Genomic DNA, 23,343 nt, shown 5'->3' with positions numbered 1-23,343 from the left:
ATGGCGGCCGTTGTGCGAAATACTCCCGGTGCTTTCACTCTACGCCGCTCCGAGGCTCCGGAGCGTGCGCATGAGCAGGCATTTCACCGAGAGACAACGAGTCCGGAACCGTCGGCGAGCGCAGCCGGTGCGGCGGCGCACGACTTACGGTGAGAGGACGAGGTTCCGTGTTCGGCGGCGACTCCGAATCCCGCAGACAGGCGATCAAGGCGGTGCCGCCCGTCGGGGTGGATGTCCGGTAGTGGTGTCCGCTGATGTTCCGCTGGTGCGGGGTGCGCGACATGGCCCGTACTCGGCTGTACCGCGACGGCTCCCTGGTCGAGGAGGACTTCCCGGTCCGGGACATCTCCCGGCATCTGGTGGACCGGTCTTCGACCGTTTGGTTGGACCTGTACCGCCCGGACCGCGCCGAGTTCACGGCGGTCGGCAAGGAACTCGGTCTCCACGAGCTAGCTCTCGAGAACGCGCTGCACGAGAGACAGCGGGCGAAACTCGACAACTACCGCACCCATCACTTCCTCAGTGTCTACGCGGTCGCCGTCGATCCGGACGGCGCAGGACTGACGATGAGCGAGCTCGCGGTCATCCTCACGCCGCGGGCGCTGCTCACCGTCTGCAAGGACCCCACGTTCGCCGTCGACGATCTGGTCGCCCGCTGGGACTGTACCCCGGCTCTGGCAGCACACGGGGTCGCCTTTCTGCTCCACGGCCTGCTCGACCATGTCGTCGACGGGCACTTCGCCGCGGTGCAGCAACTCGACGAACGTATCGAGGAACTGGACGCTCTGCTCTTCGTCGAAGGCGGCCGACAGATCCAGACCGTACAGCGCCAGTCCTACGCCCTGGGGAAATCACTGGTCCGGCTCCGTCGCGTGGTACTGCCCATGCGAGAGGTCGTCAACGCCCTCATGCGCCCCGACCTCGACGTCGTCGACGGCCCCTTGCTGCCGTACTACCGAGATGTGTACGACCACGTGCTGCGTGCCGGCGAGTGGACGGAATCGCTGCGCGACCTGGTGGCCTCGGTGATGGAGACCAACTTGTCGGTGCAGGCGAACCGGATGAACCTGATCATGAAGAAGGTGACGAGCTGGGCTGCGATCATCGCCGTGCCCACGGCGATCACTGGCTTCTACGGACAGAACCTTCCCTACCCCGGCTTCGGACACCAGTCGGGATTCATCGTTTCCAGCGCCGTCATCGTCGTCTCTCTGACGCTGTACTTCGCCTTCAAGCATGGGGACTGGATCTGACCACACGCTCCCGCGTGCTCGTCGACAGACGGGCCCTGGGAGCCGGTTTCTTGAAGGCGGCTCCCAAATGGCTCCCAAAACGGGGCCGTACAGCAAATCAGGCCCGGCGCTGATCTCTCAGCACCGGGCCTGACCTGGTGTTTCTCTGTCGGGGTGGCGGGATTTGAACCCACGACCTCTTCGTCCCGAACGAAGCGCGCTGCCAAGCTGCGCTACACCCCGATGTCGCTGCTTGTCGCGGCGACGTCGTTTACTTTAGCCCACTGGTGGCTGGAGACGAAATCCGGTTTTCGTGCGGCGTCGGATCGGGGCCGGGCGGATGTGGTCGAGGGCGACCAGGAGGACGGCCAGGGCGAAGAACCCCAGGCCCAGCAGGAGTGCGTTGCCGAGAACGCTCTTGTAGCCGAGCGCGCCCGCGTCCAGGAACGGGTAGAGGTAGCGCCCGTGCGTGCCCGGCGGGATCAGCTCGCCCCGTATGAGGGAGAGGGCCAGGTAGGCCATGGGGTACAGCAGCCACCTCCGCGCGTGTCGCAGGCGCAGCATGGCCGGGCTTGTCAGCAGCAGCCAGTCCAGCAGTGCCGCGACGGGCGTCACCGTGTGCAGCACCTGGTTGGCGAGCGCGGGCCAGCCCGTGAGCGCGCCGGTCTGGCCTGTCATCGAGAGGGTGCCCGGCTCGTACACCAGGATCAGGTGGTAGACCAGGCCCGCGATCAAGGCGTAGAACAGCGTGCCGCCCGTCACCAGCGGCGGCAGCGGGCGGCGGGCCGTCCATGCCCGCCAGGACGACAGGGTGAAGACCAGCGCGATGAGCACGTTGCTCTGGATCGCGAAGTAGCTCAGCACCCGGACCGGGCTGCCGAGGACCAGGTCGACGGCCACCGCCGCCCCGGCCGCCAGGGCCACCAGCAGGCGGTAGACCGCTGCCGCAGGGCGGTGCGTGGGAGCCACCACGGCCGAGGCGGGGACGGCGCCCGGCAACAGCATCGGCACGCTCGGCACCGCCGGGAGGCCCGGGATGTCCTTGGGTATCGGCGGGATCATGCCCTCACGCTAAGCGGGTCGGGCAAAAGGGGCGATACGGGTGATCCGGGTGGGTTATCGTGCCGGTGATCAGGGTGGGTTATGGGCCCGGATTCCTCCGGGGGCGGTGCGCCGTGCCTCGCCCCGGTCGTTACTCCCTCTCCACCAGCGTCAGCAGGGTCGCCTCCGGCGGGCACGCGAACCGTACCGGCGTATAGCGGTTCGTCCCGCAGCCCGCCGATACGTGCAGGTACGACATCCGGCCCTCCGCCGTGTGCCGCGACAGGCCCTTGACCCGGTCCGTGTCCAGGTCGCAGTTGGTGACCAGGGCGCCGTAGAAGGGGATGCACAGCTGGCCGCCGTGGGTGTGGCCCGCAAGGATCAGCGGGTAGCCGTCCGCCGTGAACGCGTCCAGGGTGCGCAGGTACGGCGCGTGGACCACGCCCATCGAGAAGTCCGCCGACGCGGAGGGGCCGCCGGCCACGCGCGCGTACCGGTCGCGCTTGATGTGCGGGTCGTCCAGGCCCGTGAGCTCGATGTCCATGCCATCGATCTTCAGGGTCCCCCGCGTGTTCGTCAGGTTGAGCCAGCCCGCTGCGTCGAAGCCGTCGCGCAGGTCCTCCCAGGGGTTGTGGATGGCACCGACCACGGGCGGGTTGCCGTTCAGGCCGTGGCGGCCCCTGGCCTTCTCCATCAAATAACGGGCGGGGTTGCGGGGTTTGGGGCCGTAGTAGTCGTTCGAACCGAAGACGTACGCCCCCGGGAACTCCATCAGCGGGCCCAGCGCGTCCAGCACCTCCGGCACGCCCTCGGGGTCGGAGAGGTTGTCCCCGGTGTTGATCACGAAGTCCGGGCGGAGGCCCGCCAGAGAGCGCAGCCAGCGCTGCTTCTTGCGCTGCCCGCTCACCATGTGGATGTCGGAGACCTGGAGCACACGCAGCGGGCGCGCCCCCGGGGGCAGCACCGGGACCGTCACCCGGCGCAGCCGGAAGGAACGGGTCTCGAACCCGGCCGAGTACAGCAGTCCGGCGGTGGCCACCGCGGTGATCCCCAGGGGTACTCCGTATCGCGCGCGCATACGACCATCGTGTCAGAAGCGGAGAACGCCCCACGCACACCTGTGGACAACCCCGGCCGTCGTCGCGGTCCATCGGTGAACCGCCGCGGTTTCCCCTGTCCACGTGGAAATCAGCGGGCGCCCGCGCCGTCACACCTGCGACAATCTGAGCCATGACCACGCTCAAGTCGAAGCTGCAGGAAGACCTCAACGCCGCGATCAAGGAGCGTGACGAGCTCCGCTCCTCGACGCTCCGGCTGACGCTCGCCGCGATCACGAAGGAAGAGGTCGCGGGCAAGGAGAAGCGGGAGCTCTCCGACGAAGAGATCACCAAGGTGATCATCCGCGAGGCGAAGAAGCGCCGCGAGGCCGCGGAGGCCTTCGCGCAGGGCGGGCGCCCCGAGCAGGCCGAGCGGGAGACGGCGGAGGGCGAGGTGCTCGCCGCGTACCTGCCCAAGCAGCTGTCCGACGACGAGCTGCGGCAGATCGTCGCCCAGGCCGTGGAGGAGGCGAAGGCGGCCGGCGCCGAGGGCCCGCGCGCCATGGGCCAGGTCATGAAGATCGTGAACCCGAAGGTGGCCGGGCAGGCGGAGGGCGGCCGCGTCGCCGCCGTGGTCAAGCAGCTCCTTGCGGGCGGCTGACCGATCCGTCCTCGCACCAGCGCGTACGACGACGGGGGCGCCCCTCAGCCCGAGGGGCGCCCCCGTCGTCGTAAAGGAAGCGGAATCCTTGCGGGGTTACCCTCTCACCCCGCCGTTTCCGTTCCCCCTCCCTCCGTTTGCGTTCCCCTGGATCCATCCCTGCGGGATGGAGAAGGTGGGCGTCGGGAACCCGCCGCCGTTGGTCCCGTTGGTCAGTCCGCCGTTGATCAGCCCGCCGTTGGTCTGGCCGGCCGTGTCCTGCCCGCCGTTGCCGTTCCCGTTGCCGTTCCCCTTGTCGTGGTTGCTGTCGGGGATGTCGACGAGGTTGAAGTCCTGGACCGGTTTGCCCGACAGCGCGCCCGTCATCATGTCGCGCCAGATCGGGCCGGGGACCTTGCCGCCGTAGACCTTGTCCCAGGTGGTGCCGCCGATGGTGATGTTGACCATGCGCCGCTTGTGCGCCGGGTCTCCGACCCAGACCGCGCCCGCCATGTTCGGCGTGTAGCCGACGAACCAGGCCGCGTAGCGGAAGTCCGTCGTACCGGTCTTGCCCGCGCTGGGACGGCTGCCGAGGCCGGCCTCCGTACCCGTACCGTCCTCGACCACGCCCTTCAGGATGGTGTTGATCGTGTCGGCGGTGGTCTGCGACATCGCGCGCGTGCATGTCGACTTCGGGACGTCGAGGTTCTTCTTCTGGTTTCCGATGGTCTGCGTGATCGACTCGATGGCGACCGGCGTGCAGTAGGTGCCACGGTCGGCGAAGGTCGCATATGCGTTCGCCATCGTCAGCGGCGACATCTCCTGGGTGCCGAGCGCGATCGACGGGGCCTGGGTGATCTTCGCGCCGTCCGCGCGGTTCACGCCCATCTTCTTGGCCATGTCCACCACGGGGCAGATGCCGATGTCGCTGATCAGCTGCACGTAGTAGGTGTTGACCGACTTGGCGGTCGCTTCCTTCATGCCGTACGGACCGTGCTCCGACTCGTTCTCGTTGCTGAGCTTGGAGCCGTCCGTGTTCACCCAGTTGCGGCCGTCGCAGGCCGGGATCGGGCTCGGGTACGGCATCTCGTACGGCGACGGGTACTCCTGGGTCGCCGGCTTGCCGCCCTCGATCGCGGCCGCGGCCACGATCGGCTTGAACGTCGAACCGGGCTGGTAGCCCGCGCCGCCGCCCATGTCCTTGTCCACGGAGAGGTTGATCTGCGTCTCGTTCTTGCCGAAGCCGTACGGACGGGACTGGCCCATCGCGAGGATCCTGCCGGTGCCAGGCTCGACGATGGTCGCGGCCGTGGCCACCTCGTCGCTCTTGTTGACGTGGTCCTTGATCGACTGCTGCACCGACTCCTGGGCCTGCGGGTCGAGCGTCGTGTGGATCGTCAGACCGCCGCGGTTCCAGATCTGCGCCCGGTCCGTCTTGGTCTTGCCGAACATCGGGTCGTTCAGGAACACCTCGCGGACGTAGTCGCAGAAGAAGCCCGCGCCCTTGACCGCCGTGATGCAGCCGTTCTTCGGCTGGCTCACGTGCAGCCCGAGGGGGGTCTTCTTGGCCTTGTCGGCCTCGGCCTGCGAGATGTCATGGACCTCGGCCATGCGCTGCAGCACCACGTTGCGCCGCTTCCTGGCCTCCGCCTCGTCGTTGACCGGGTCGTACCGCGTGGGCGACTGGACGAGGCCGGCGAGCAGCGCCGCCTCCTGGAGGTTCAGGTCCTTGGCGTGCTTGGAGAAGTAGCGCTGGGAGGCGGCCTCGACGCCGTAGGCCTGCTGGCCGAAGAACGTGATGTTCAGGTAGTTCTCGAGGATCTTCTTCTTGCCGAGTTTTTCCTCGATCTGGATCGCGTACTTCAGCTCACGGACCTTGCGGCCGAGGGTCTGCTGAGTGGCCTGGGCGACCTTGGTCGGGTCGTCACCGGCCTCCTCCACGAAGTAGTTCTTCACCAGCTGCTGCGTGAGCGTGGAGGCGCCCTGGGCGACTCCGCCGTTCTGTGCGTTCTGGTTCAGCGCGCGCAGGACGCCCTTCAGGTCGATCGCGCCGTGCTGGTAGAACCGCGAGTCCTCGATCGCGACGATCGCCTTCTGCATGTACGGCGAGATGTCCTTGAGGTCCACCACCGTGCGGTCGCGCGAGTAGACCGTGGCGATCTCGCCGCCGTTGCTGTCCAGGATGGTGGTGCGCTGGCTCAACTGCGGGCTCTTCAGATTGGCCGGGATGTCGTCGAATCCCTGGACCGATCCCTTGGCCGCAAGCCCGAGCGCACCGGCGGCGGGCAGCGCGATGCCGGCCATCACCGCCCCCGCGAGCACACTCACTCCGAGGAACTTGGCGGCCTGCTGCACGGGGGACAGCCCCCCGCCCGAGCGCTTCTTTGGCATGAGGGCAGCCTACGTTCTCATTCGCCGGACACGCGTATAGGCCTTGGCCTAAGCTGCTCCCAACTGTCACAGCAGTAGGGCCACGTATCAAGTACGTCCGGCGACCCCGAATCGTTCCGGTGTTCCCCCGACTTTTTTGTTGGGTGCGTGTCCGAATCCGCCTTGTGTGTCACCAGGCGTCCGTTGTGACACCGCTGAACTGCCCCGGTTTGTCCGGAAAGTCACGTACGTCACCAGCTCACTCCCCCGGGTGATCTGCCGCTTACCCATAGTCCGTTCGGGCCATTCAAGATTGGGCCCGAAGGGGGTGTTGCGCTGTGCCCACCTTCCGTAACGTCCTCAACTGGCGGCGGTGAATATGCCGCTGCCGCCGTGGGGGAGCCTCGATTCGGGAGAGGACGGCGCCGGTATGGGCTGGGTAACCGACTGGAGTGCGCAGGCGGCCTGCCGCACTACCGATCCGGATGAACTGTTCGTTCAAGGAGCAGCGCAGAACAGGGCCAAGGCGGTGTGCACCGGTTGCCCGGTACGCACGGAGTGCCTGGCCGACGCGCTGGACAACCGCGTCGAATTCGGCGTGTGGGGTGGCATGACGGAGCGGGAACGCCGCGCACTGCTGCGCAGGCGGCCGACCGTCACTTCGTGGCGTCGCCTGCTCGAGACCGCGCGTACGGAGTACGAGCGGGGAGCGGGCCTGCTGCCCCTCGACGAGGAAGAGGTGTACGAGAACTACGCGGCGGTGAGCTGAGGGTCCGCCCGGGGCGACGGTCCGCCGTCACCGGCCATGGACGTCCGCGCCCAGGGAGCGGGTGTGCCGTTGTTGGCGCGCCCGCCATGGTCGGCTCAGGCTGCTCTCTCGCGTGGGCGTTCGGGTGCCCGTGGCCGGGACTGCTGGACATCCCGCAGCTCCGTGCTGCGCCCACGGGCTCGCGGACGGCCTTGTACCGTGCCCCATGGGCTCGCTTCCCCACGGGCGACGCCAGGGGCAGAATCCCGGGGCCCTACGCGTACGCCTCGCGCTCCTCGGGACGTTCCGGGCGGTTGGCCGCGAGCCGGTCCCCGATGTCCCGCAGACCCGCGAGGTCATGGACATCGCCGGGCAGCGCGGCCACTTCGGCCACGGCCACCTCGGGGTGGAGTGCGGTGAAACGGTCACGCGTGCGCTGCTCGCGGAAGAGCAGCTGCATACGTTCCGCATGCAGCCTCAACAGGCCGGCGGTGAGTTGCTCGACGCTCCGGTCCAGGTCCGTGGCGGCGGGGGAGCCTTCGGCGGGGACGGGTGCTTCGGATGAGGGAGATTCTGAACTTCCGTACGTGTCGGGAGAGTTACGAAGTCCAGCTTTCCCTTCCTCCTGATCCACAATGCGGGGCTCTTCAAGATTTTCCGCCGCGGGCGGATCGGCGGCGAGGTCGAGGTTCTCCACCGCGGCGAGTGCCCGTTCCGCCGACAGCTGGGCGGCACCGCTGCCGTGGACCCGGTTGAGTACCAGACCGGCCAGCGGCATGTCCTCCGCGGCCAGGCGTTCCACGAAGTACGCGGCTTCGCGCAGGGCGTCCCGCTCCGGGGCAGCCACCACCAGGAACGCCGTACCGGGTGCCTGCAGCAGCTTGTACGTGGCATCCGCGCGCGTGCGGAACCCGCCGAACATGGTGTCCATGGCGGCCACGAACGTCTGAACGTCCTTCAGGAGCTGGCCTCCGAGCAGTTTCCCCAGGGCGCCCGTCATCATCGACATCCCGACGTTCAGGAACTTCATGCCCGCGCGGCCGCCCACCTTCGCCGGGGCCATCAGGACCCGGATCAGCTTGCCGTCCAGGAAGGACCCGAGGCGCTTGGGGGCGTCCAGGAAGTCCAGCGCCGAGCGCGAGGGCGGTGTGTCGACGACGATGAGGTCCCACTCGTCCCGGGCGCGCAGCTGCCCCAGCTTCTCCATCGCCATGTACTCCTGCGTGCCCGCGAAGCCCGCCGAGAGTGACTGGTAGAAGGGGTTGCCCAGAATCGCGGCCGCCCGCTCGGGATCCGCGTGTGCCTCGACGATCTCGTCGAAGGTGCGCTTCATGTCGAGCATCATGGCGTGCAGTTCGCCGCCCGCCGCGTCCTCGATGCCCTTGACCCGCCGCGGGGTGTTGTCGAGCGCGTCGATGCCCATCGACTGAGCGAGCCGGCGGGCCGGGTCGATGGTGAGCACGACCACCTTGCGGCCGCGTTCGGCGGCGCGCAGCCCCAGGGCCGCCGCGGTGGTCGTCTTACCGACGCCTCCGGAACCGCAACACACGACGATGCGGGTTCTCGGGTCGTCGAGGAGGGGGTCGACCTCCAGGACGGGGACGTGCTTCAACGCGCGCATGGAGCCCGTGTCGTGGAGGTGTGCCGCATCCGGTGCGGAGGCCGTGTCGTCGTGCGTGGGGGCCGGGTCCGAGCTCATGAGATCCCTTGCTGACGCAGTTCCGTGGCCAGTTCGTACAGGCCCGCCAGGTCCATGCCCTCGGCGAGCAGCGGCAGTTCGTGCAGCGGCAGGCCCAGCTCCGTGAGCACCGCGCGCTGCTCGCGCTCCAGGGCGAACCGCTCCGCGTACTCGTCGGCCTGCTGGAGCAGCGGGTCCACCAGCCGCTCCGCGAGCCCGCCGCGACGCGCACCACCGAGCCCGGCGCCCGACAGGGACTTGGCGATGGCCGTCCGCGGCACGGCGCGTGCGAGCTCCAGTGCCGACTGGTCCAGGACCGAGGGTCGCACCATGTTCACGATGATGCGCCCCACCGGCAGCTTCGCGGCGCGCAGCTCGGCGATCCCGTCCGCGGTCTCCTGGACGGGCATCTCCTCAAGGAGGGTCACCAGGTGCACGGCCGTCTCGGGGGACTTCAGCACCCGCATCACGGCCTGGGCCTGATTGTGTATCGGGCCGATCTTGGCGAGGCCCGCCACCTCGTCGTTCACATTCAGGAAGCGGGTGATGCGCCCTGTGGGCGGCGCGTCCATCACCACGTAGTCGTAGGTGAAACGGCCGCTTCTGTCCTTTCTGCGAACCGCCTCGCACGCCTTGCCCGTGAGGAGCACGTCCCTGAGGCCGGGCGCGATGGTGGTGGCGAAGTCGATGGCGCCGAGCTTCTTCAGGGCCCGCCCCGCGCCGCCCAGTTTGTAGAACATCTGGAGGTAGTCCAGCAGGGCCAGTTCGGGGTCGATCGCCAGCGCGTACACCTCGCCGCCGCCCGGGGCGACGGCGATCTTCCGTTCCTCGTACGGCAGCGCCTCCGTCTCGAAGAGCTGTGCGATGCCCTGTCTGCCTTCGACCTCGACCAGAAGGGTCCGCTTGCCCTCGGTCGCGAGGGCGAGCGCGAGTGCCGCGGCGACCGTCGTCTTTCCGGTCCCGCCCTTGCCGCTGACGACCTGGAGCCTGCTCACGTCTTCGAGCCTAACCAGTCCGCGCGCGGCGTACGCGGGAGGCTGTGGACAACTCCGGTCACAGTCGAACAACTGTCCTGTCGTATGGGGGCCGTGATCGGCCCCGTACCCGGCCGCACCAGCGGCGGTGGTCGGCCGCATGCCCCGGCCGCCACAGCGGCTACAGTCGCCCCATGACCAAGTGGGAATACGCAACCGTGCCGCTGCTCGTCCACGCCACGAAGCAGATTCTGGACACCTGGGGCGAGGACGGCTGGGAGCTCGTCCAGGTCGTGCCCGGGCCGAACAACCCCGAGCAGCTGGTGGCCTACCTGAAGCGGGAGAAGCAGGCATGAGCGCGGTCGAGTCCCGGCTGACCGAACTCGGGCTGACCCTGCCGGAGGTCGTGCCGCCGCTGGCCGCCTACCAGCCCGCCGTGCAGTCCGGGGTGTATGTGTACACCGCCGGCCAGCTCCCGATGGTGGAGGGGAAGCTTCCGGTCACCGGCAAGGTGGGCGCCGAGGTCACCGCGGAGGAGGCCAAGGACCTGGCCCGTACCTGCGCGCTGAACGCGCTCGCCGCGGTCAAGTCCGTCGCGGGCGACCTGGACCGCATCGCGCGCGTGGTGAAGGTCGTGGGTTTCGTGGCGTCCGCCTCGGACTTCACGGGCCAGCCGGGCGTCGTCAACGGCGCGAGCGAACTGCTGGCCGAGGTCCTCGGCGACAAGGGCGTACACGCCCGCAGCGCGGTCGGTGTGGCGGTGCTCCCGCTGGACGCGCCGGTCGAGGTGGAGATCCAGGTGGAGCTGACGGAGGCGTAGTCGCGCCTCCGGAGAGGCTTGACGGCGTCTCTTGCGAGTGACTGTTTCGGCTGTTTCGTCGGCGGCTCCCCGACGAGGCAGGCGGCGCCCTGGAGGGCTCCCCCGGACAGGGCGATCGTCGCCTCTCGAACATCCGCTCACTACGGGATAGCCTCCGCCCATGGCGAATGGGCAGTGGTTTCCACCGGAGTGGCCAGAGCGGATCCGTGCGCTCGCGGAGGGCACGCTCACTCCGGTCGTCCCGAAGCGCGCGGCCACTGTCATGCTCCTCAAGGACACCGACGGCGCCCCGGCCGTCCACATGCTGCGCAGACGCGCCTCCATGGCCTTCGCCGGAGGCGCGTACGCCTACCCGGGCGGCGGTGTGGACCCCCGTGACCACGACCGCAGGATCGGCTGGGCGGGCCCCACGCGCGCGTGGTGGGCCGACCGCCTCGGTGCCGACGAGACGTCGGCCCAGGCCATCGTCTGCGCCGCCGTACGGGAGACGTACGAGGAGGCGGGCGTCCTGCTCGCCGGCCCCACCCCGGCGTCGGTCGTCGGCGACACCACGGGCCCGGACTGGGAGGCGGACCGCGCCTCCCTGGTCGCCCGGGACCTGTCGTTCGCCGAGTTCCTCGACCGCCGGGGGCTGGTTCTGCGCTCCGACCTGCTCGGCGCGTGGACCCGCTGGATCACTCCGGAGTTCGAGACCCGCCGCTACGACACGTGGTTCTTCGTGGCCGCGCTCCCCGAAGGGCAGCGCACCCGGAACGCCTCCACGGAGGCCGACCGCACGGTGTGGATCCGCCCGTCGGAAGCGGCTGCCTCGTACGACAAGGGCGACCTGCTGATGATGCCGCCCACCATCGCGACCCTGCGCCAGCTGACCCCGTACGCGACCGCCGCCGAGGCGCTGCGGGCCGCGCCCGGCCGCGATCTGACCCCGGTCCTGGCCCGGGCCCGTCTGGAGGACGGCGAGGTCGTGCTGACCTGGCCCGGCCACGACGAGTTCACCAAGCGCGTCCCGACGGGTGGAGCGCCCGCATGAACCACGCGCGCATGACCCACGCGACGGAAGGTGCCCCCGCATGACGGACGCCGCATCCCTCCCCGGCCAGCCGCGCGGCGGGGTTCTCTCGGGTCCCGCCACCGAGCGTGCCGTGAACGTCCTCGCCCCCAACGCGTCGGCGATGACCCTCGACGGCACCAACACCTGGATCGTCTCCGAGCCCGGCTCCGAGCTGGCGGTGGTGATCGACCCCGGCCCGCTCGACGACGGGCACCTGAACAACGTGATCGACACGGCGGAGAAGTCGGGCAAGCGGATCGCGCTCACCCTGCTCACGCACGGCCACCCGGACCACGCGGAGGGCGCCGTGCGGTTCGCCGAGCTGACGGGCACGAAGGTGCGTGCCCTCGACCCGGCGCTCCGGCACGGCGACGAGGGCTTGGGCCAGGGGGACGTCGTCACGGTGGGCGGCCTGGAACTGCGTGTCGTACCGACGCCAGGCCACACCGCGGACTCCCTGTGCTTCCACCTCCCGGCCGATCAGGCCGTACTGACGGGGGACACCATCCTGGGTCGCGGTACGACGGTCGTGGCGCACCCCGACGGCCGCCTGGGGGACTATCTGGACTCCCTGCGCCGCCTCAGGTCGCTCACCGTCGACGACGGCGTCCACACCGTGCTCCCCGGCCACGGGCCCGTCCTGGAGGACGCCCAGGGCGCCGTCGAGTACTACCTGGCCCACCGGGCCCATCGCCTCGCCCAGGTCGAGACGGCGGTCGAGGACGGTCACCGGACGCCAAGCGACGTCGTGGCCCATGTGTATGCGGACGTGGACCGCTCCCTGTGGCCGGCGGCTGAGCTGTCGGTGCGGGCTCAGCTGGACTACCTGAGGGAGCACGGGCTGATCTGATCCCTGGGCCCGCGGGGTTTTGACGGAGTGCACGCGCGCGTCCTCCTCGGCGAGCCAGGACCCGAGATCGTCGACGTACGAGCGCAGGACGGCGGGATCGCCGCTCGGCTCGTACCAGGGACGGCCGCCGTGCGCATCTGCTCGGCTCGCTCCGGGTAGTACGCGGCGAACGCCTCGGCCATCTCCTTCAGGTCGCTGGTACAGCCGTTCCAGCGAGGCATGACCAGGGTGAAGCCCGTGCGGACGAGATGTCGGGAGACGCCGCGTACGAGGGCGCGGCGAGCCTGGTCCGTGGCGGCGTCGGCGACACGCCACCGCCACTCGCTCCAGGAGCAGCGCGAGGTCGCCGTTGGTCTCGCGGGCCAGGAGGGAGTCGGGCTGGTAGCGGGGCAGGCGCTCGGCAAGGTCCTCGCCCGGCAGGGGCGTGCAGAGGCAGGCGACGAACCACCCGAGGTCGTAGGTCTCCAGGTCGCTCCGCAGCCGCGCACGGCTGAAGAAGAGCGTTCCGACGCCGTCGATCTCAGGGAAGTCCGCGTCGAGTGCCTCCCCGAAGGCACGGGCGTCATCGCGGTCCGCTTCGGTGGGCTCCTCGCCCGCGGCGACCAGCAGATCGAGATCGCTGTGCCCCACGCGCGCGGTGCCGCGCGGAATCGAACCGTAGAGGTAAGCGCTGGTCATCCGCGCGCCGAAGACGCCGGGAAGCCGGTCACGGACGGCGGCGACTGTGCCCCTGCATGTGCCCTGGCTGCGCCCGATTTTTTCAGCGACAACCCTTGGGCACGGCAACGACGACGGGTCCTTGGGCACGGCACTGACTACGAGGCCTTGGGCACGGAATGACTACGGGTCCCGCCTCAACAGGAAACGGGACCCGGGGTCGTACGGCCGGGGCCAAGCGTCAGCGCGACCGCTTCGCCAGCCGCTCCACGTCCAGCAGGATCACCGCGCGCGCCTCCAGCCGGAGCCAGCCGCGCCCGGCGAAGTCCGCCAGCGCCTTGTTGACCGTCTCACGCGAGGCGCCGACCAGCTGGGCCAACTCCTCCTGCGTGAGGTCGTGCACGACATGGATGCCTTCTTCGGACTGCACGCCGAACCGCCGCGAGAGGTCCAGCAGTGCGCGGGCCACACGGCCGGGCACGTCCGAGAAGACCAGGTCGGACATCTGGTCGTTGGTCTTGCGCAGTCGCCGTGCGACGGCGCGCAGCAGCGCAGCGGCCACTTCGGGCCGTGCGTTCAGCCACGGCTGGAGGTCGCCGTGGCCCAGGCCCAGCAGCTTGACCTCGGTCAGCGCGGTCGCCGTCGCCGTACGCGGACCAGGGTCGAACAGCGACAGCTCGCCGATCAGCTCACCCGGGCCAAGGACGGCCAGCATGTTCTCGCGGCCGTCGGGGGAGGTGCGGTGAAGCTTGACCTTGCCCTCCATCACCACGTAGAGGCGATCACCAGGGTCGCCCTCGTGGAACAGCGAGTCGCCGCGGGCGAGGGTCACCTCACTCATGGAGGCGCGGAGCTCCGCGGCCTGCTCGTCATCGAGCGCCGCGAAGAGCGGGGCGCGCCGCAGAACGTCGTCCACGAGTTCTCTCCTTGTCGACCTGCTCAGGGGATCTTGCTCCCCCGTGTACCAGGGGACCGTGTTCCCCATTTTGCCGGACGATCCAAACAGTGTGATCTGTCACAAGGATGCCGCACTGGTGTAGTGGGGTACGCGGCAGGGGGCCAATTGGGGGCTGATCCCTCGGGTCCGGGGCGGATGTCGGTGCCGGGCTTTAGGCTGGCCGGGTGTCCAAATCGCCGGTGAGAGCACAGGCCAAGGGGGCTGGGCGGGTGGTTGTACGTCGCGATTCTGCTGTGGGCGAACAGAACCCTGCCGGTGGAAGAAAAACGACAAAAGAGGCAAAACCGGCGCCTGAGGGGGCGCTGGCGAAGCGGCCTGCCAAGAAAGCCGCCGCCAAGAAGACCTCGGCCACCGCCAAGAAGGCCGCCCCTGCGAAGACCGCGGCCAAGAAGACCTCGGCCGCCGCCAAGAAGGCTGCTCCGGCGAAGACAGCCGCCAAGAAGACCGCGGTCGGCAAAGCGCCTCCGGCAGAGACCGCCGCCAAGAAGACCGCGGCCAGAAAGACGGCCCCTGCGAAGACCGCCGCCGAGAAGACCGTGACCAAGAAGACCGCCGCTAAGAAAGCCGCCGCTTCGAAAGCCGCCGCCACGAAGACCACCGCCACGAAGACCACCGCCACGAAGGCGGCAGTCAAGAAGGCCGCGGTCAGGAAGACCGCTCCCCCGAAGGCCGTAGCCGAGAACGGCACGGTCGCCGTCAGGAAGGCCGCCCCCGCGAAGACCGTCGCGAAGAAGCCCCCGGGCAACGAGTCCCGCGCCGCCCTCGTGCGTCGCGCCCGCCGTATCAACCGCGAGCTCGCCGAGGTGTACCCGTACGCCCACCCGGAGCTGGACTTCGAGAACCCCTTCCAGCTGATCGTCGCGACGGTCCTGTCCGCGCAGACCACCGACCTGCGGGTGAACCAGACCACCCCGGCGCTCTTCGCCAGGTACCCGACCCCCGAGGACCTCGCGGCGGCCAACCCGGAGGAGGTCGAGGAGATCCTGCGCCCGACCGGATTCTTCCGGGCCAAGACCAAGTCGGTGATAGGGCTCTCCAAGGCCCTGGTGGAGCAGTTCGGAGGCGAGGTCCCCGGCCGTCTGGAGGATCTCGTCAAACTGCCCGGCGTCGGCCGCAAGACCGCCTTCGTCGTGCTGGGCAACGCCTTCGGCCGCCCCGGCATCACCGTCGACACGCACTTCCAGAGGCTCGTCCGCCGCTGGCAGTGGACCGACGAGACCGAGCCCGACAAGATCGAGGCGGCCGTCGGCGCGCTCTTCCCCAAGAGCGAGTGGACGATGCTGTCGCACCACGTGATCTTCCACGGCCGCCGTATCTGCCACGCCCGTAAGCCGGCCTGCGGTGCCTGCCCGATCGCCCCGCTCTGCCCCGCCTACGGCGAGGGAGAGACCGACCCCGAGAAGGCGAAGAAGCTCCTGAAGTACGAGAAGGGCGGCTTCCCGGGCCAGCGCCTCAAGCCCCCGCAGGCGTACCTGGACGCGGGCGGAATCCCGGCCCCGCCGCTGGGCGCCGGATGACGGGCGTGTGCGGCGCGGCGCGCCACCCGGGAGAGGGCTGTCTTCCGGCGACCCGCGCGACGGGACACCCACACGGGGGACTCGCGGAACGATCCGCGGGTCCGCGGGCGTTGGGATCGGCAGAACGGGGGTGGCGATGACGCACGCGAGCAATACGGATCACGTGAACGACACGGACAGCGGCCGGCTGCGGCTGAGCACGGAGGGCCTGCCCGACTGGCTCGCCCCGGTCGTGCGGGTGGTGGAGACCGTCGAGCCGCTCCAGCTCAGCCGCTTCCTGCCGCCGGAGAACGGCGCGGGGCGCCAGTCGGCCGTGCTGATCCTGTTCGGCGAGGGCGACCGCGGCCCCGAGCTGCTGCTGATGGAGCGTGCCGGTTCGCTGCGCTCGCATGCCGGGCAGCCCTCGTTCCCCGGTGGTGCCCTCGACCCCGAGGACGGCGACCCGAAGGCCGAGGGGCCGCTGCGGGCCGCGCTCCGCGAGGCCGAGGAGGAGACCGGGCTGGACCCGCGTGGCGTCCAGCTCTTCGGTGCGCTCCCCAAGCTCTACATCCCGGTCAGCGGCTTCGTCGTGACGCCCGTCCTCGGCTGGTGGCGTGAGCGGAGCCCGGTGGGCGTCGTCGATCCGAACGAGACGGCGCGGGTCTTCTCCGTCCCCGTGGCGGATCTCACGGATCCGGCCAACAGAGCCACCACTGTCCACCCCAGCGGGCACCGGGGTCCGGCATTCCTGGTCGAATCGGCCCTCGTGTGGGGCTTCACGGCGGGGGTCATCGACCGCCTGCTGCATTACGCGGGTTGGGAGCGTCCGTGGGACCGGGACAAGCAGGTCCCGCTCGACTGGCGCGCATGACAAGGTGGCCCCCGTGCTGTGTTTTCCCGGGGGACGCCGTGCCCCATTGCCGCTGCGTGACGGGCCGGTTCCCCGGCCGGACGAGGGCGACCGGAACATGATGAGGCGAGGCTTGAAGCAGTGAACGTGCTGGACATCCTGTTGCTGGTCGCCGCGGTGTGGTTCGCGATCGTCGGCTATCGCCAGGGCTTCGTCGTCGGCATCCTGTCGGTGATCGGTTTCCTGGGCGGTGGTCTCGTAGCGGTCTATCTGCTCCCGTTCTTCTGGGACAAGGTGACGGGCGACCACAAGGTGAGCACGACCGTCGCTGTCGTCGCCGTCGTCGTCGTGATCGTCTGCGCCTCCGTCGGCCAGGCCCTGACCACCCATCTCGGCAACAAGCTGCGCCGGTACATCACCTGGTCCCCGGCCCGAGCCCTGGACGCCACGGGCGGTGCCCTCGTCAACGTGGTGGCGATGCTCCTGGTCGCGTGGCTGATCGGCTCGGCCCTGGCCGGTACGACACTGCCGACGCTCGGCAAGGAGGTCCGCGGCTCCAAGGTCCTCCTCGGCGTCTCCCGCGCCCTGCCCGCGCAGGCGGACACCTGGTTCGCGGACTTCTCCTCGGTCCTCGCGCAGAACGGCTTCCCGCAGGTCTTCAGCCCGTTCGCGAACGAGCCCATCACCGAGGTCCAGCCCCCCGACCCGGCCCTGGCCAGGAGTGCGGTCGCCACGCGCGCACAGCGGTCCATCGTCAAGGTCATGGGCACCGCGCAGAGCTGCGGCAAGGTCCTCGAAGGCAGCGGCTTCGTCTTCGGCAACCGGCGCGTGATGACCAACGCGCACGTGGTCGGCGGGGTCGACGAGCCCACCGTCCAGATAGGCGGTGAGGGCAGGAAGTACGACGCGAAGGTCGTCCTCTACGACTGGCGGCGCGACATCGCCGTACTGGACGTGCCCGACCTGGACGCGCCGGCGTTGCGGTTCGTGTCCTCGGACGCGGCCGGCGGCAGCAGCGCGATCGTCGCCGGCTTCCCGGAGAACGGGTCGTACAACGTCCAGCCCGCCCGCGTCCGCGGCCGCATCACGGCCAACGGCCCGGACATCTACCGCCGCGGCACGGTCCGCCGTGACGTGTACTCGCTGTACGCGACCGTCCGCCAGGGCAACTCCGGCGGCCCGCTGCTCACGCCTCAGGGCAGGGTCTACGGAGTGGTCTTCGCGAAGTCCCTCGACGACGCCAACACGGGGTACGCGCTCACCGCGGACGAGGTCCAGGAGGACATCGCCAAGGGTCGTACGGCGAACCAGCAGGTGGACAGCGACAGCTGCGCGCTCTGACTGCTCAGAGCGGGGTCAGCCGCGCGGGTGACGCAGGCGTACCGAGACCCAGCGGGCCCGGCGGCGCAGAATGTGCGGGATGCCCACCCGAGGGTCCGTGCCCGGCAGCTGCGGGGCACCCCTCTGGTGGGAGCTCGGCACCGTGGCCGAGCGGCGGTTGCGTGCTGCGTCACTGTAGTCGTGCGTCCAGCCCATACCCCGACGTCTGCCCCCGCCCCAAGGTCGATAACCGCCCCCGGGCCCTTCAATCGGCCTATGCGCCGGGCATGTGGCCGTTCGTAGAACAGCCGTTCCCGTCCGGATACCGGGCGCGTCCGGGTGGTCACGGACCGGGTTCGAAGCCTTCCGGACGACTGGCCGATTCCCGCGGGCCCCGGCGCAGGGTCAGCGGTCGGGCTCGGGGTCCTTGAGCCAGTTGATCAGCTCGGCGGAGAACGCCACCGGGTCCTCCTCGTGCGGGAAGTGCCCCAGCCCGTCGAACAGCCGCCAGCGGTACGGCGCCTCGACGTACTCACCCGATCCGGCCGCGCTCCTCGTCCGCATCACGGGATCCAGCGAGCCGTGCAGATGCAGCGTCGGGACCCGTACGGGCCGCTTCATGCGCCGGTTGAACTGGATGCCGTCGGGCCGGGCCAGGGAACGCACCATCCAGCGGTACGGCTCGATCGAACAGTGCGCCGTCGATGGGATGCACATGGCGCGCCGGTACATCTCCACGGTCTCGTCGTCCGGCAGCCGCGGCCCCGACCAGTCCCGGATCAGACGGCCGACCAGGGCGGCGTCGTCGGCGGTGAGCCGGCGCTCGGGGATCCAGGGACGCTGGAACCCCCAGATGTAGGAGCCCGCGGATGTCTGCTTGACGTCGCCGAGCATCGCCGAGCGCCAGCGCCGCGGATGAGGCATCGAGGTGACCACGAGCCGCCGCACGAGCTTGGGGCGCATGGCGGCCGCCGTCCAGGCGAGGTATCCCCCCAGGTCGTGGCCGACGAGCGCGGCGTCGGGCTCCCCCAGGGACCGTACGACCCCGGTGATGTCGAGGGCGAGGTTCGCGGGGTCGTAACCGCGCGGCGTACGGTCACTGCCGCCGACCCCGCGCAGATCCATCGCCACGGCCCGGAAGCCCGCGTCGGCGAGCGCCACCAATTGGTGCCGCCAGGCCCACCAGAACTGCGGGAAGCCGTGCAGCAGCAGCACAAGCGGACCGTCGCCCAGTTCCGCGATGTGGAACCGCGCGCCGTTGGCGGCGACGTCCCGGTGCGTCCAGGGACCGTCGAGCCGTACGACCGAGGTGGGTTGCGCCGAAGGAGTGGCGGGGTCCGTCATGAGGACGAGCGTGCCACAGCCTCGACCGCCGTGTCGGTCCGACTCGGCTGACGGGGATGCGGTTTGGCGTGCTGCAGGACGCCCGCGGTCTCCTTCATCGACGCGGCGACCTTCTGCGGGCCCTTGCTCTTCTTGGCCTTCTTCGCGAAGGCCACGCCGATCAGCGCGAGCAGTCCGGCGACCAGCACGTTGGCGGCGAAGGACAGCAGGAAGCAGACGGCCATGTTCCAGCCGCTCCAGGTCCGGATCCCGTACGCCAGCGCGAAGTTCAACATGGGCAGGGAGAACAGCAGCACGGCCCCCGCGGCCGAGAACGCGCCTCCGCTCGACGCGCCGCGCTTGACGTCCTGCTTGAGCTGGGCCTTGGCCAGCGCGATCTCGTCGTGCACCAGTGCGGACAATTCGGTCGTCGCCGAGGCGAACAGCTGGCCGATGCTGCGTTCGGCGCCGACCGGGCTGCCGTCGGGTGCGCTCATCGCGGTCTCCCTGCTCTCTGCGTACGTGCTCCGCGGACGCTGCGGAGTTTTGTGGATGTGTCAGATCATGCCGGACGGTCGTTCTCCTCGCTTGCCCCGCCCGCCACTTCGGCAGGCAAGCCGTTACGGTCTCCGGCGCGTGTGGCCGTTCCATTCTCCGGCGGTGGTGCCCTCCCCGGCTTCGGCCGGCGTCCCGCTGTCGGCGGACTTCCATGCGGCGAGCCTGCGGTGTTCGGCGGCCTTCCGTTCGAGGATCTCGGCCATGCGCAGATGGTAGGCCGGCTCCTCCTGCTCGTAGATGTCCGGAATGCCGTCGAGGTCCTCGTCGCGCTCCTCCTCCGCGCACAGGGCGCGGTACTTGGCGTTGCGTATCTTCAGCAGCGTGGTCGCGCACGCGGCCGCGATCAGCGATCCGGTGAGGACGGCGGCCTTGACCTCGTCGGTGAGCACGGCGTTGCCCTTGAACGCGAGGTCGCCGATGAGCAGCGAGACCGTGAAGCCGATGCCGGCCAGGGTGGCGACGGCGAACACGTCGGGCCAGGTGAGGTCGTCGCTGAGCGAGGCCCGGGTGAAGCGGGCCGTCAGCCAGGTACCGCCGAAGATGCCGACCGCTTTGCCGACGACGAGGCCGAGTACGACGCCGAGTGTCTCCGGCTTGGTGAACACGTCCCCGAGCGCCCCGCCCGAGACCGCGACACCCGCGCTGAACAGGGCGAACAGCGGCACAACGAGACCGGCGGACAGGGGCCGTACGAGATGTTCGATGCGCTCGCCGGGGGAGTGCTCCTCGTCCTCGTGGCGGTGGCAGCGCAGCATGAGCCCCATGGCCACGCCGGCGATGGTGGCGTGGATGCCGCTGTTGTACATCAGCCCCCAGATGACCAGGGCGAGCGGGACGTACACGTACCAGCCGCTCACGCCCTTCCGCAGCAGCACCCAGAACACCGCGAGGCCGACCACGGCGCCGCCGAGGGCCACGAAGTCGATATCGGTCGTGAAGAAGATCGCGATGATCAGAATCGCGAACAGATCGTCGACGACGGCGAGGGTGAGCAGGAAGGCGCGCAGGGAGGAGGGCAGGGAGGTGCCGATGACGGCCAGGACGGCGAGCGCGAAGGCGATGTCGGTGGCCGTGGGGACCGCCCAGCCGGCGAAGGAGCCACCGCCGGTGGCGTTGGTGAGGGCGTAGACGACTGCGGGGACGGCCATACCGCAGAGTGCGGCGACGACAGGGAGCGCGGCGGCGCGTGGATCCCGCAGGTCACCCGCGACCAGCTCGCGCTTGAGCTCGATCCCGGCGACGAAGAAGAAGATCGCGAGGAGGCCTTCGGCCGCCCAGTGCTGGACGGACAGATCGAGGCCGAGGGCGGCGGGGCCGAGGTGGTGGTGACTGATGCTCTCGTAGCTGCTGTGCAGCGCGGGTATGTTCGCCCAGACCAGCGCGGCGATCGCGGCGAGGAGGAGCAGCACACCGCCGACGGTCTCGGTCCGCAGCGCATCCGCGACGAAGTTCCGCTCGGGCAGGGAGAGACGCCCGAGGAACGTGCGGTCATGGGTGCGGGGCGCGGCCACGGCGGAAACCTCCGGGTCGGTACGACATGCTGACGGCCGTCGCGAGAACTCACGGACGGCTTGCCGACCAGACTTCCCGGCACACCTTGAGCTGACAATTTTACCCGATCATTGCGATCGGGGCTCCGGCAGCACAAGAAGGGGGCGCCCGGCATGTGCCGGGCGCCCCCTTCCGACAGGGACCCTCAGTCCTCGCTCGGCGCCGCCGGCAGCTTCGCCTGGATCAGGTCCATCACCGTCGAGTCCGTCAGCGTCGTGACATCCCCGAGCTGACGGTTCTCCGCGATGTCCCGCAGGAGTCGCCGCATGATCTTCCCGGACCGCGTCTTCGGCAGCTCCGCCACCGGCAGGATCCGCTTGGGCTTGGCGATCGGCCCGAGCGTTGCGCCGACGTGGTTGCGCAGCTCGGCGACCAGGTTCTCGTCCTCGGACGCCGTACCCCGCAGGATCACGAAGGCCACGATCGCCTGCCCCGTCGTCTCGTCCGCGGCACCCACGACCGCCGCCTCGGCCACCGTCGGGTGCGAGACCAGCGCCGACTCGACCTCCGTCGTCGAGATGTTGTGCCCGGACACGAGCATCACGTCGTCGACGCGCCCAAGGAGCCAGATGTCCCCGTCGTCGTCCTTCTTCGCGCCGTCGCCGGCGAAGTACTTGCCCTCGAAGCGCGACCAGTACGTGTCGATGAACCGCTGGTCGTCGCCCCAGATGGTGCGCAGCATCGACGGCCACGGCTCGGTGAGGACGAGGTAGCCGCCACCGCCGTTCGGGACCTCGTTCGCCTCGTCGTCGATGACGGTCGCGGAGATGCCGGGCAGCGGCCGCTGCGCGGAGCCGGGCTTGGTCTCGGTCACACCCGGCAGCGGGGAGATCATCATCGCGCCGGTCTCGGTCTGCCACCACGTGTCGACGATCGGCGCACTGTCGGCGCCGATGTTCTTGCGGTACCAGATCCAGGCCTCGGGGTTGATCGGCTCACCCACGGACCCCAGAACCCGCAGGCTGCTCAGGTCGAACTTGGCGGGGATGTCGTCGCCCCACTTCATGAACGTACGGATCGCGGTGGGCGCGGTGTAGAGGATCGTCACGCCGTACTTCTGCACGATCTCCCAGAAGCGGCCCTGGTGCGGCGTGTCGGGCGTGCCCTCGTACATGACCTGGGTCGCGCCGTTGGCCAGCGGTCCGTACACGATGTACGAGTGCCCGGTGACCCAGCCGACGTCCGCGGTGCACCAGTACACGTCGGTCTCCGGCTTGAGGTCGAAGACGGCCCAGTGGGTGTACGAAGCCTGCGTGAGGTAGCCGCCGGAGGTGTGCAGGATGCCCTTCGGCTTCCCCGTCGTACCCGATGTGTAGAGGATGAACAGCGGGTGCTCCGCGTCGAACGCCTCCGGGGTGTGCTCGGCGGACTGCCGCTCGACGATCTCGTGCCACCAGACGTCCCGGCCTTCGGTCCAGGCGACCTCCTGGCCCGTACGGCGCACGACGAGCACGTGCTCGACGTTGTCCACGCGGTCGATCGCGTCGTCGACGGCGGGCTTGAGCGCGGACGGCTTGCCGCGCCGGTAGCCGCCGTCGGAGGTGATGACGACCTTCGCGTCGGCGTCCTGGATACGGGTGGCGAGCGCGTCCGCCGAGAAGCCGCCGAAGACGACGGAGTGCGCGGCTCCGATGCGGGCGCAGGCCAGCATCGCGATCGCGGTCTCGGGGATCATCGGCATGTAGACGGCGACCCGGTCACCCTTCTGAACTCCCAGCTCCAGCAGGGCGTTGGCGGTCTTGGAGACCTCGTCCTTGAGCTCGGCGTAGGTGATGGCACGGCTGTCACCGGGCTCGCCCTCGAAGTGGATGGCCACCCGGTCGCCGTGCCCGGCTTCCACATGGCGGTCGACGCAGTTGTACGCGACGTTGAGCTCGCCGTCCTTGAACCACTTGGCGAAGGGCGGGTTCGACCAGTCGAGGGTCTCGGTCGGTTCCACGGCCCAGGTCAGCCGCCGGGCCTGCTCGGCCCAGAAACCGAGCCTGTCAGCCTTGGCCTGTTCGTACGCCTCTGCCGTGACGTTGGCGTTCGCGGCCAGGTCGGCAGGGGGCGCGAACCTCCGCTCTTCCTTGAGCAGGTTGGCCAGGCTTTCGTTGCTCACGACATCTCCCTTTCTCAGGGTGTCCGTTGTGTCCCAGGCCACAGCTCATCAGACCGGGGGGCTCGGTGACAAGAGTCGTCCGAAAATT

General features: G+C 69.5%; 21 protein-coding genes, 1 tRNA gene and 1 pseudogene. 10 read left to right on the top strand and 13 right to left on the bottom strand.

Annotation, left to right across the window (positions count from 1 at the left end):
* Window positions 1-281: 281 nt before the first annotated feature.
* Window positions 282-1,253, top strand: coding sequence for a magnesium transporter CorA family protein (locus ABT186_RS18335; protein WP_351925797.1), 972 nt, complete (start codon window positions 282-284; stop codon window positions 1,251-1,253).
* A gap of 148 nt (window positions 1,254-1,401) precedes the next feature.
* On the opposite strand, the gene ABT186_RS18330 is transcribed toward ABT186_RS18335, so the two are convergent.
* The 3 genes from ABT186_RS18330 to ABT186_RS18320 all read right to left on the bottom strand — a co-directional run bounded on the left by ABT186_RS18330 (window position 1,402) and on the right by ABT186_RS18320 (window position 3,351).
* Window positions 1,402-1,475 (bottom strand) — tRNA-Pro (locus tag ABT186_RS18330).
* Window positions 1,476-1,508: 33 nt separating this feature from the next.
* Complete coding sequence (locus tag ABT186_RS18325) at window positions 1,509-2,294, bottom strand: Pr6Pr family membrane protein (protein ID WP_351225662.1); 786 nt, start codon at window positions 2,292-2,294, stop codon at window positions 1,509-1,511.
* Window positions 2,295-2,424: 130 nt separating this feature from the next.
* Window positions 2,425-3,351, bottom strand: coding sequence for a metallophosphoesterase (locus tag ABT186_RS18320; RefSeq protein ID WP_351225664.1), 927 nt, complete (start codon window positions 3,349-3,351; stop codon window positions 2,425-2,427).
* A 152-nt stretch (window positions 3,352-3,503) separates the two neighbouring features.
* On the opposite strand from ABT186_RS18320, the gene ABT186_RS18315 reads away from it, so the two are divergent.
* A complete protein-coding gene (locus tag ABT186_RS18315; protein ID WP_351225666.1) occupies window positions 3,504-3,971 on the top strand; it encodes a GatB/YqeY domain-containing protein in 468 nt (155 codons plus the stop codon).
* A 96-nt stretch (window positions 3,972-4,067) separates the two neighbouring features.
* On the opposite strand, the gene ABT186_RS18310 is transcribed toward ABT186_RS18315, so the two are convergent.
* A complete protein-coding gene (locus tag ABT186_RS18310; protein WP_351225668.1) occupies window positions 4,068-6,341 on the bottom strand; it encodes a transglycosylase domain-containing protein in 2,274 nt (757 codons plus the stop codon).
* 409 nt (window positions 6,342-6,750) lie between these two features.
* Between ABT186_RS18310 and wblA the strand changes: the two genes are divergently transcribed.
* Window positions 6,751-7,089 carry a transcriptional regulator WblA gene (wblA, locus tag ABT186_RS18305; RefSeq protein ID WP_194238732.1) on the top strand — a complete coding sequence of 113 codons (339 nt, stop codon included), beginning with the start codon at window positions 6,751-6,753 and terminating at the stop codon, window positions 7,087-7,089.
* Window positions 7,090-7,342: 253 nt separating this feature from the next.
* Here wblA and bagB read toward each other — a convergent pair whose 3' ends face one another.
* On the bottom strand, window positions 7,343-8,767 hold the full coding sequence (gene bagB / locus ABT186_RS18300) for an ATPase BagB (protein WP_502973244.1): 1,425 nt from the start codon (window positions 8,765-8,767) through the stop codon (window positions 7,343-7,345).
* Window positions 8,764-9,741, bottom strand: a complete 978-nt coding sequence (gene bagA, locus ABT186_RS18295; RefSeq protein ID WP_351225670.1) for an ATPase BagA — start codon at window positions 9,739-9,741, stop codon at window positions 8,764-8,766. Before bagA ends, bagB begins: the two co-directional genes overlap by 4 nt.
* Window positions 9,742-9,914: 173 nt before the next feature.
* Here bagA and sp36 point away from each other — a divergent pair, with 173 nt between their 5' ends.
* The 4 genes from sp36 to ABT186_RS18275 all read left to right on the top strand — a co-directional run bounded on the left by sp36 (window position 9,915) and on the right by ABT186_RS18275 (window position 12,441).
* Window positions 9,915-10,076: a Sp36 family protein gene (sp36, locus tag ABT186_RS18290; RefSeq protein ID WP_003975360.1), complete on the top strand. Its 162-nt coding sequence runs from the start codon at window positions 9,915-9,917 to the stop codon at window positions 10,074-10,076.
* Window positions 10,073-10,540, top strand: coding sequence for a RidA family protein (locus ABT186_RS18285; protein WP_351925795.1), 468 nt, complete (start codon window positions 10,073-10,075; stop codon window positions 10,538-10,540). The genes sp36 and ABT186_RS18285 overlap by 4 nt, the downstream gene beginning before the upstream one ends.
* Before the next feature lie 160 nt (window positions 10,541-10,700).
* Window positions 10,701-11,570, top strand: a complete 870-nt coding sequence (locus ABT186_RS18280; RefSeq protein WP_351225674.1) for an NUDIX hydrolase — start codon at window positions 10,701-10,703, stop codon at window positions 11,568-11,570.
* Between the two features lie 40 nt (window positions 11,571-11,610).
* Window positions 11,611-12,441, top strand: a complete 831-nt coding sequence (locus tag ABT186_RS18275) for an MBL fold metallo-hydrolase (RefSeq protein WP_351925793.1) — start codon at window positions 11,611-11,613, stop codon at window positions 12,439-12,441.
* Between the two features lie 9 nt (window positions 12,442-12,450).
* On the opposite strand, the pseudogene ABT186_RS18270 reads toward ABT186_RS18275, so the two are convergent.
* A pseudogene (locus ABT186_RS18270) lies at window positions 12,451-13,119 on the bottom strand (nucleotidyltransferase domain-containing protein); the annotation flags it as partial.
* 220 nt (window positions 13,120-13,339) lie between these two features.
* On the bottom strand, window positions 13,340-14,014 hold the full coding sequence (locus tag ABT186_RS18265; protein WP_030573597.1) for a Crp/Fnr family transcriptional regulator: 675 nt from the start codon (window positions 14,012-14,014) through the stop codon (window positions 13,340-13,342).
* A gap of 275 nt (window positions 14,015-14,289) precedes the next feature.
* On the opposite strand from ABT186_RS18265, the gene nth reads away from it, so the two are divergent.
* The 3 genes from nth to ABT186_RS18250 all read left to right on the top strand — a co-directional run bounded on the left by nth (window position 14,290) and on the right by ABT186_RS18250 (window position 17,743).
* Window positions 14,290-15,573, top strand: a complete 1,284-nt coding sequence (gene nth / locus ABT186_RS18260) for an endonuclease III (RefSeq protein ID WP_351925791.1) — start codon at window positions 14,290-14,292, stop codon at window positions 15,571-15,573.
* A 136-nt stretch (window positions 15,574-15,709) separates the two neighbouring features.
* Window positions 15,710-16,423: an NUDIX hydrolase gene (locus tag ABT186_RS18255; protein WP_351225681.1), complete on the top strand. Its 714-nt coding sequence runs from the start codon at window positions 15,710-15,712 to the stop codon at window positions 16,421-16,423.
* A 120-nt stretch (window positions 16,424-16,543) separates the two neighbouring features.
* Window positions 16,544-17,743 (top strand): MarP family serine protease, encoded by a 1,200-nt coding sequence (locus ABT186_RS18250; RefSeq protein ID WP_351925789.1) that lies wholly within the window; start codon window positions 16,544-16,546, stop codon window positions 17,741-17,743.
* 15 nt (window positions 17,744-17,758) lie between these two features.
* Here the strand turns inward: ABT186_RS18250 and ABT186_RS18245 are convergent, their stop codons facing one another.
* The 5 genes from ABT186_RS18245 to acs all read right to left on the bottom strand — a co-directional run bounded on the left by ABT186_RS18245 (window position 17,759) and on the right by acs (window position 23,255).
* Window positions 17,759-17,938, bottom strand: a complete 180-nt coding sequence (locus ABT186_RS18245) for a hypothetical protein (protein ID WP_351225685.1) — start codon at window positions 17,936-17,938, stop codon at window positions 17,759-17,761.
* Window positions 17,939-18,127: 189 nt separating this feature from the next.
* Window positions 18,128-19,066, bottom strand: a complete 939-nt coding sequence (locus ABT186_RS18240; protein ID WP_351225687.1) for an alpha/beta fold hydrolase — start codon at window positions 19,064-19,066, stop codon at window positions 18,128-18,130.
* Complete coding sequence (locus ABT186_RS18235) at window positions 19,063-19,542, bottom strand: phage holin family protein (RefSeq protein ID WP_351225689.1); 480 nt, start codon at window positions 19,540-19,542, stop codon at window positions 19,063-19,065. Before ABT186_RS18235 ends, ABT186_RS18240 begins: the two co-directional genes overlap by 4 nt.
* A 123-nt stretch (window positions 19,543-19,665) precedes the next feature.
* On the bottom strand, window positions 19,666-21,114 hold the full coding sequence (nhaA, locus tag ABT186_RS18230) for a Na+/H+ antiporter NhaA (RefSeq protein WP_351925787.1): 1,449 nt from the start codon (window positions 21,112-21,114) through the stop codon (window positions 19,666-19,668).
* Between the two features lie 185 nt (window positions 21,115-21,299).
* Window positions 21,300-23,255, bottom strand: coding sequence for an acetate--CoA ligase (gene acs, locus ABT186_RS18225; protein ID WP_351925785.1), 1,956 nt, complete (start codon window positions 23,253-23,255; stop codon window positions 21,300-21,302).
* Window positions 23,256-23,343: the final 88 nt, after the last annotated feature.

The sequence above is a fragment of the Streptomyces sp. NPDC001634 genome (assembly GCF_040298185.1).
In the GTDB taxonomy this organism is placed as follows: Bacteria; Actinomycetota; Actinomycetes; order Streptomycetales; family Streptomycetaceae; genus Streptomyces.
Note: the sequence above shows the minus strand (reverse complement) of the source record. Positions and strands in the feature narration are given on the sequence as shown.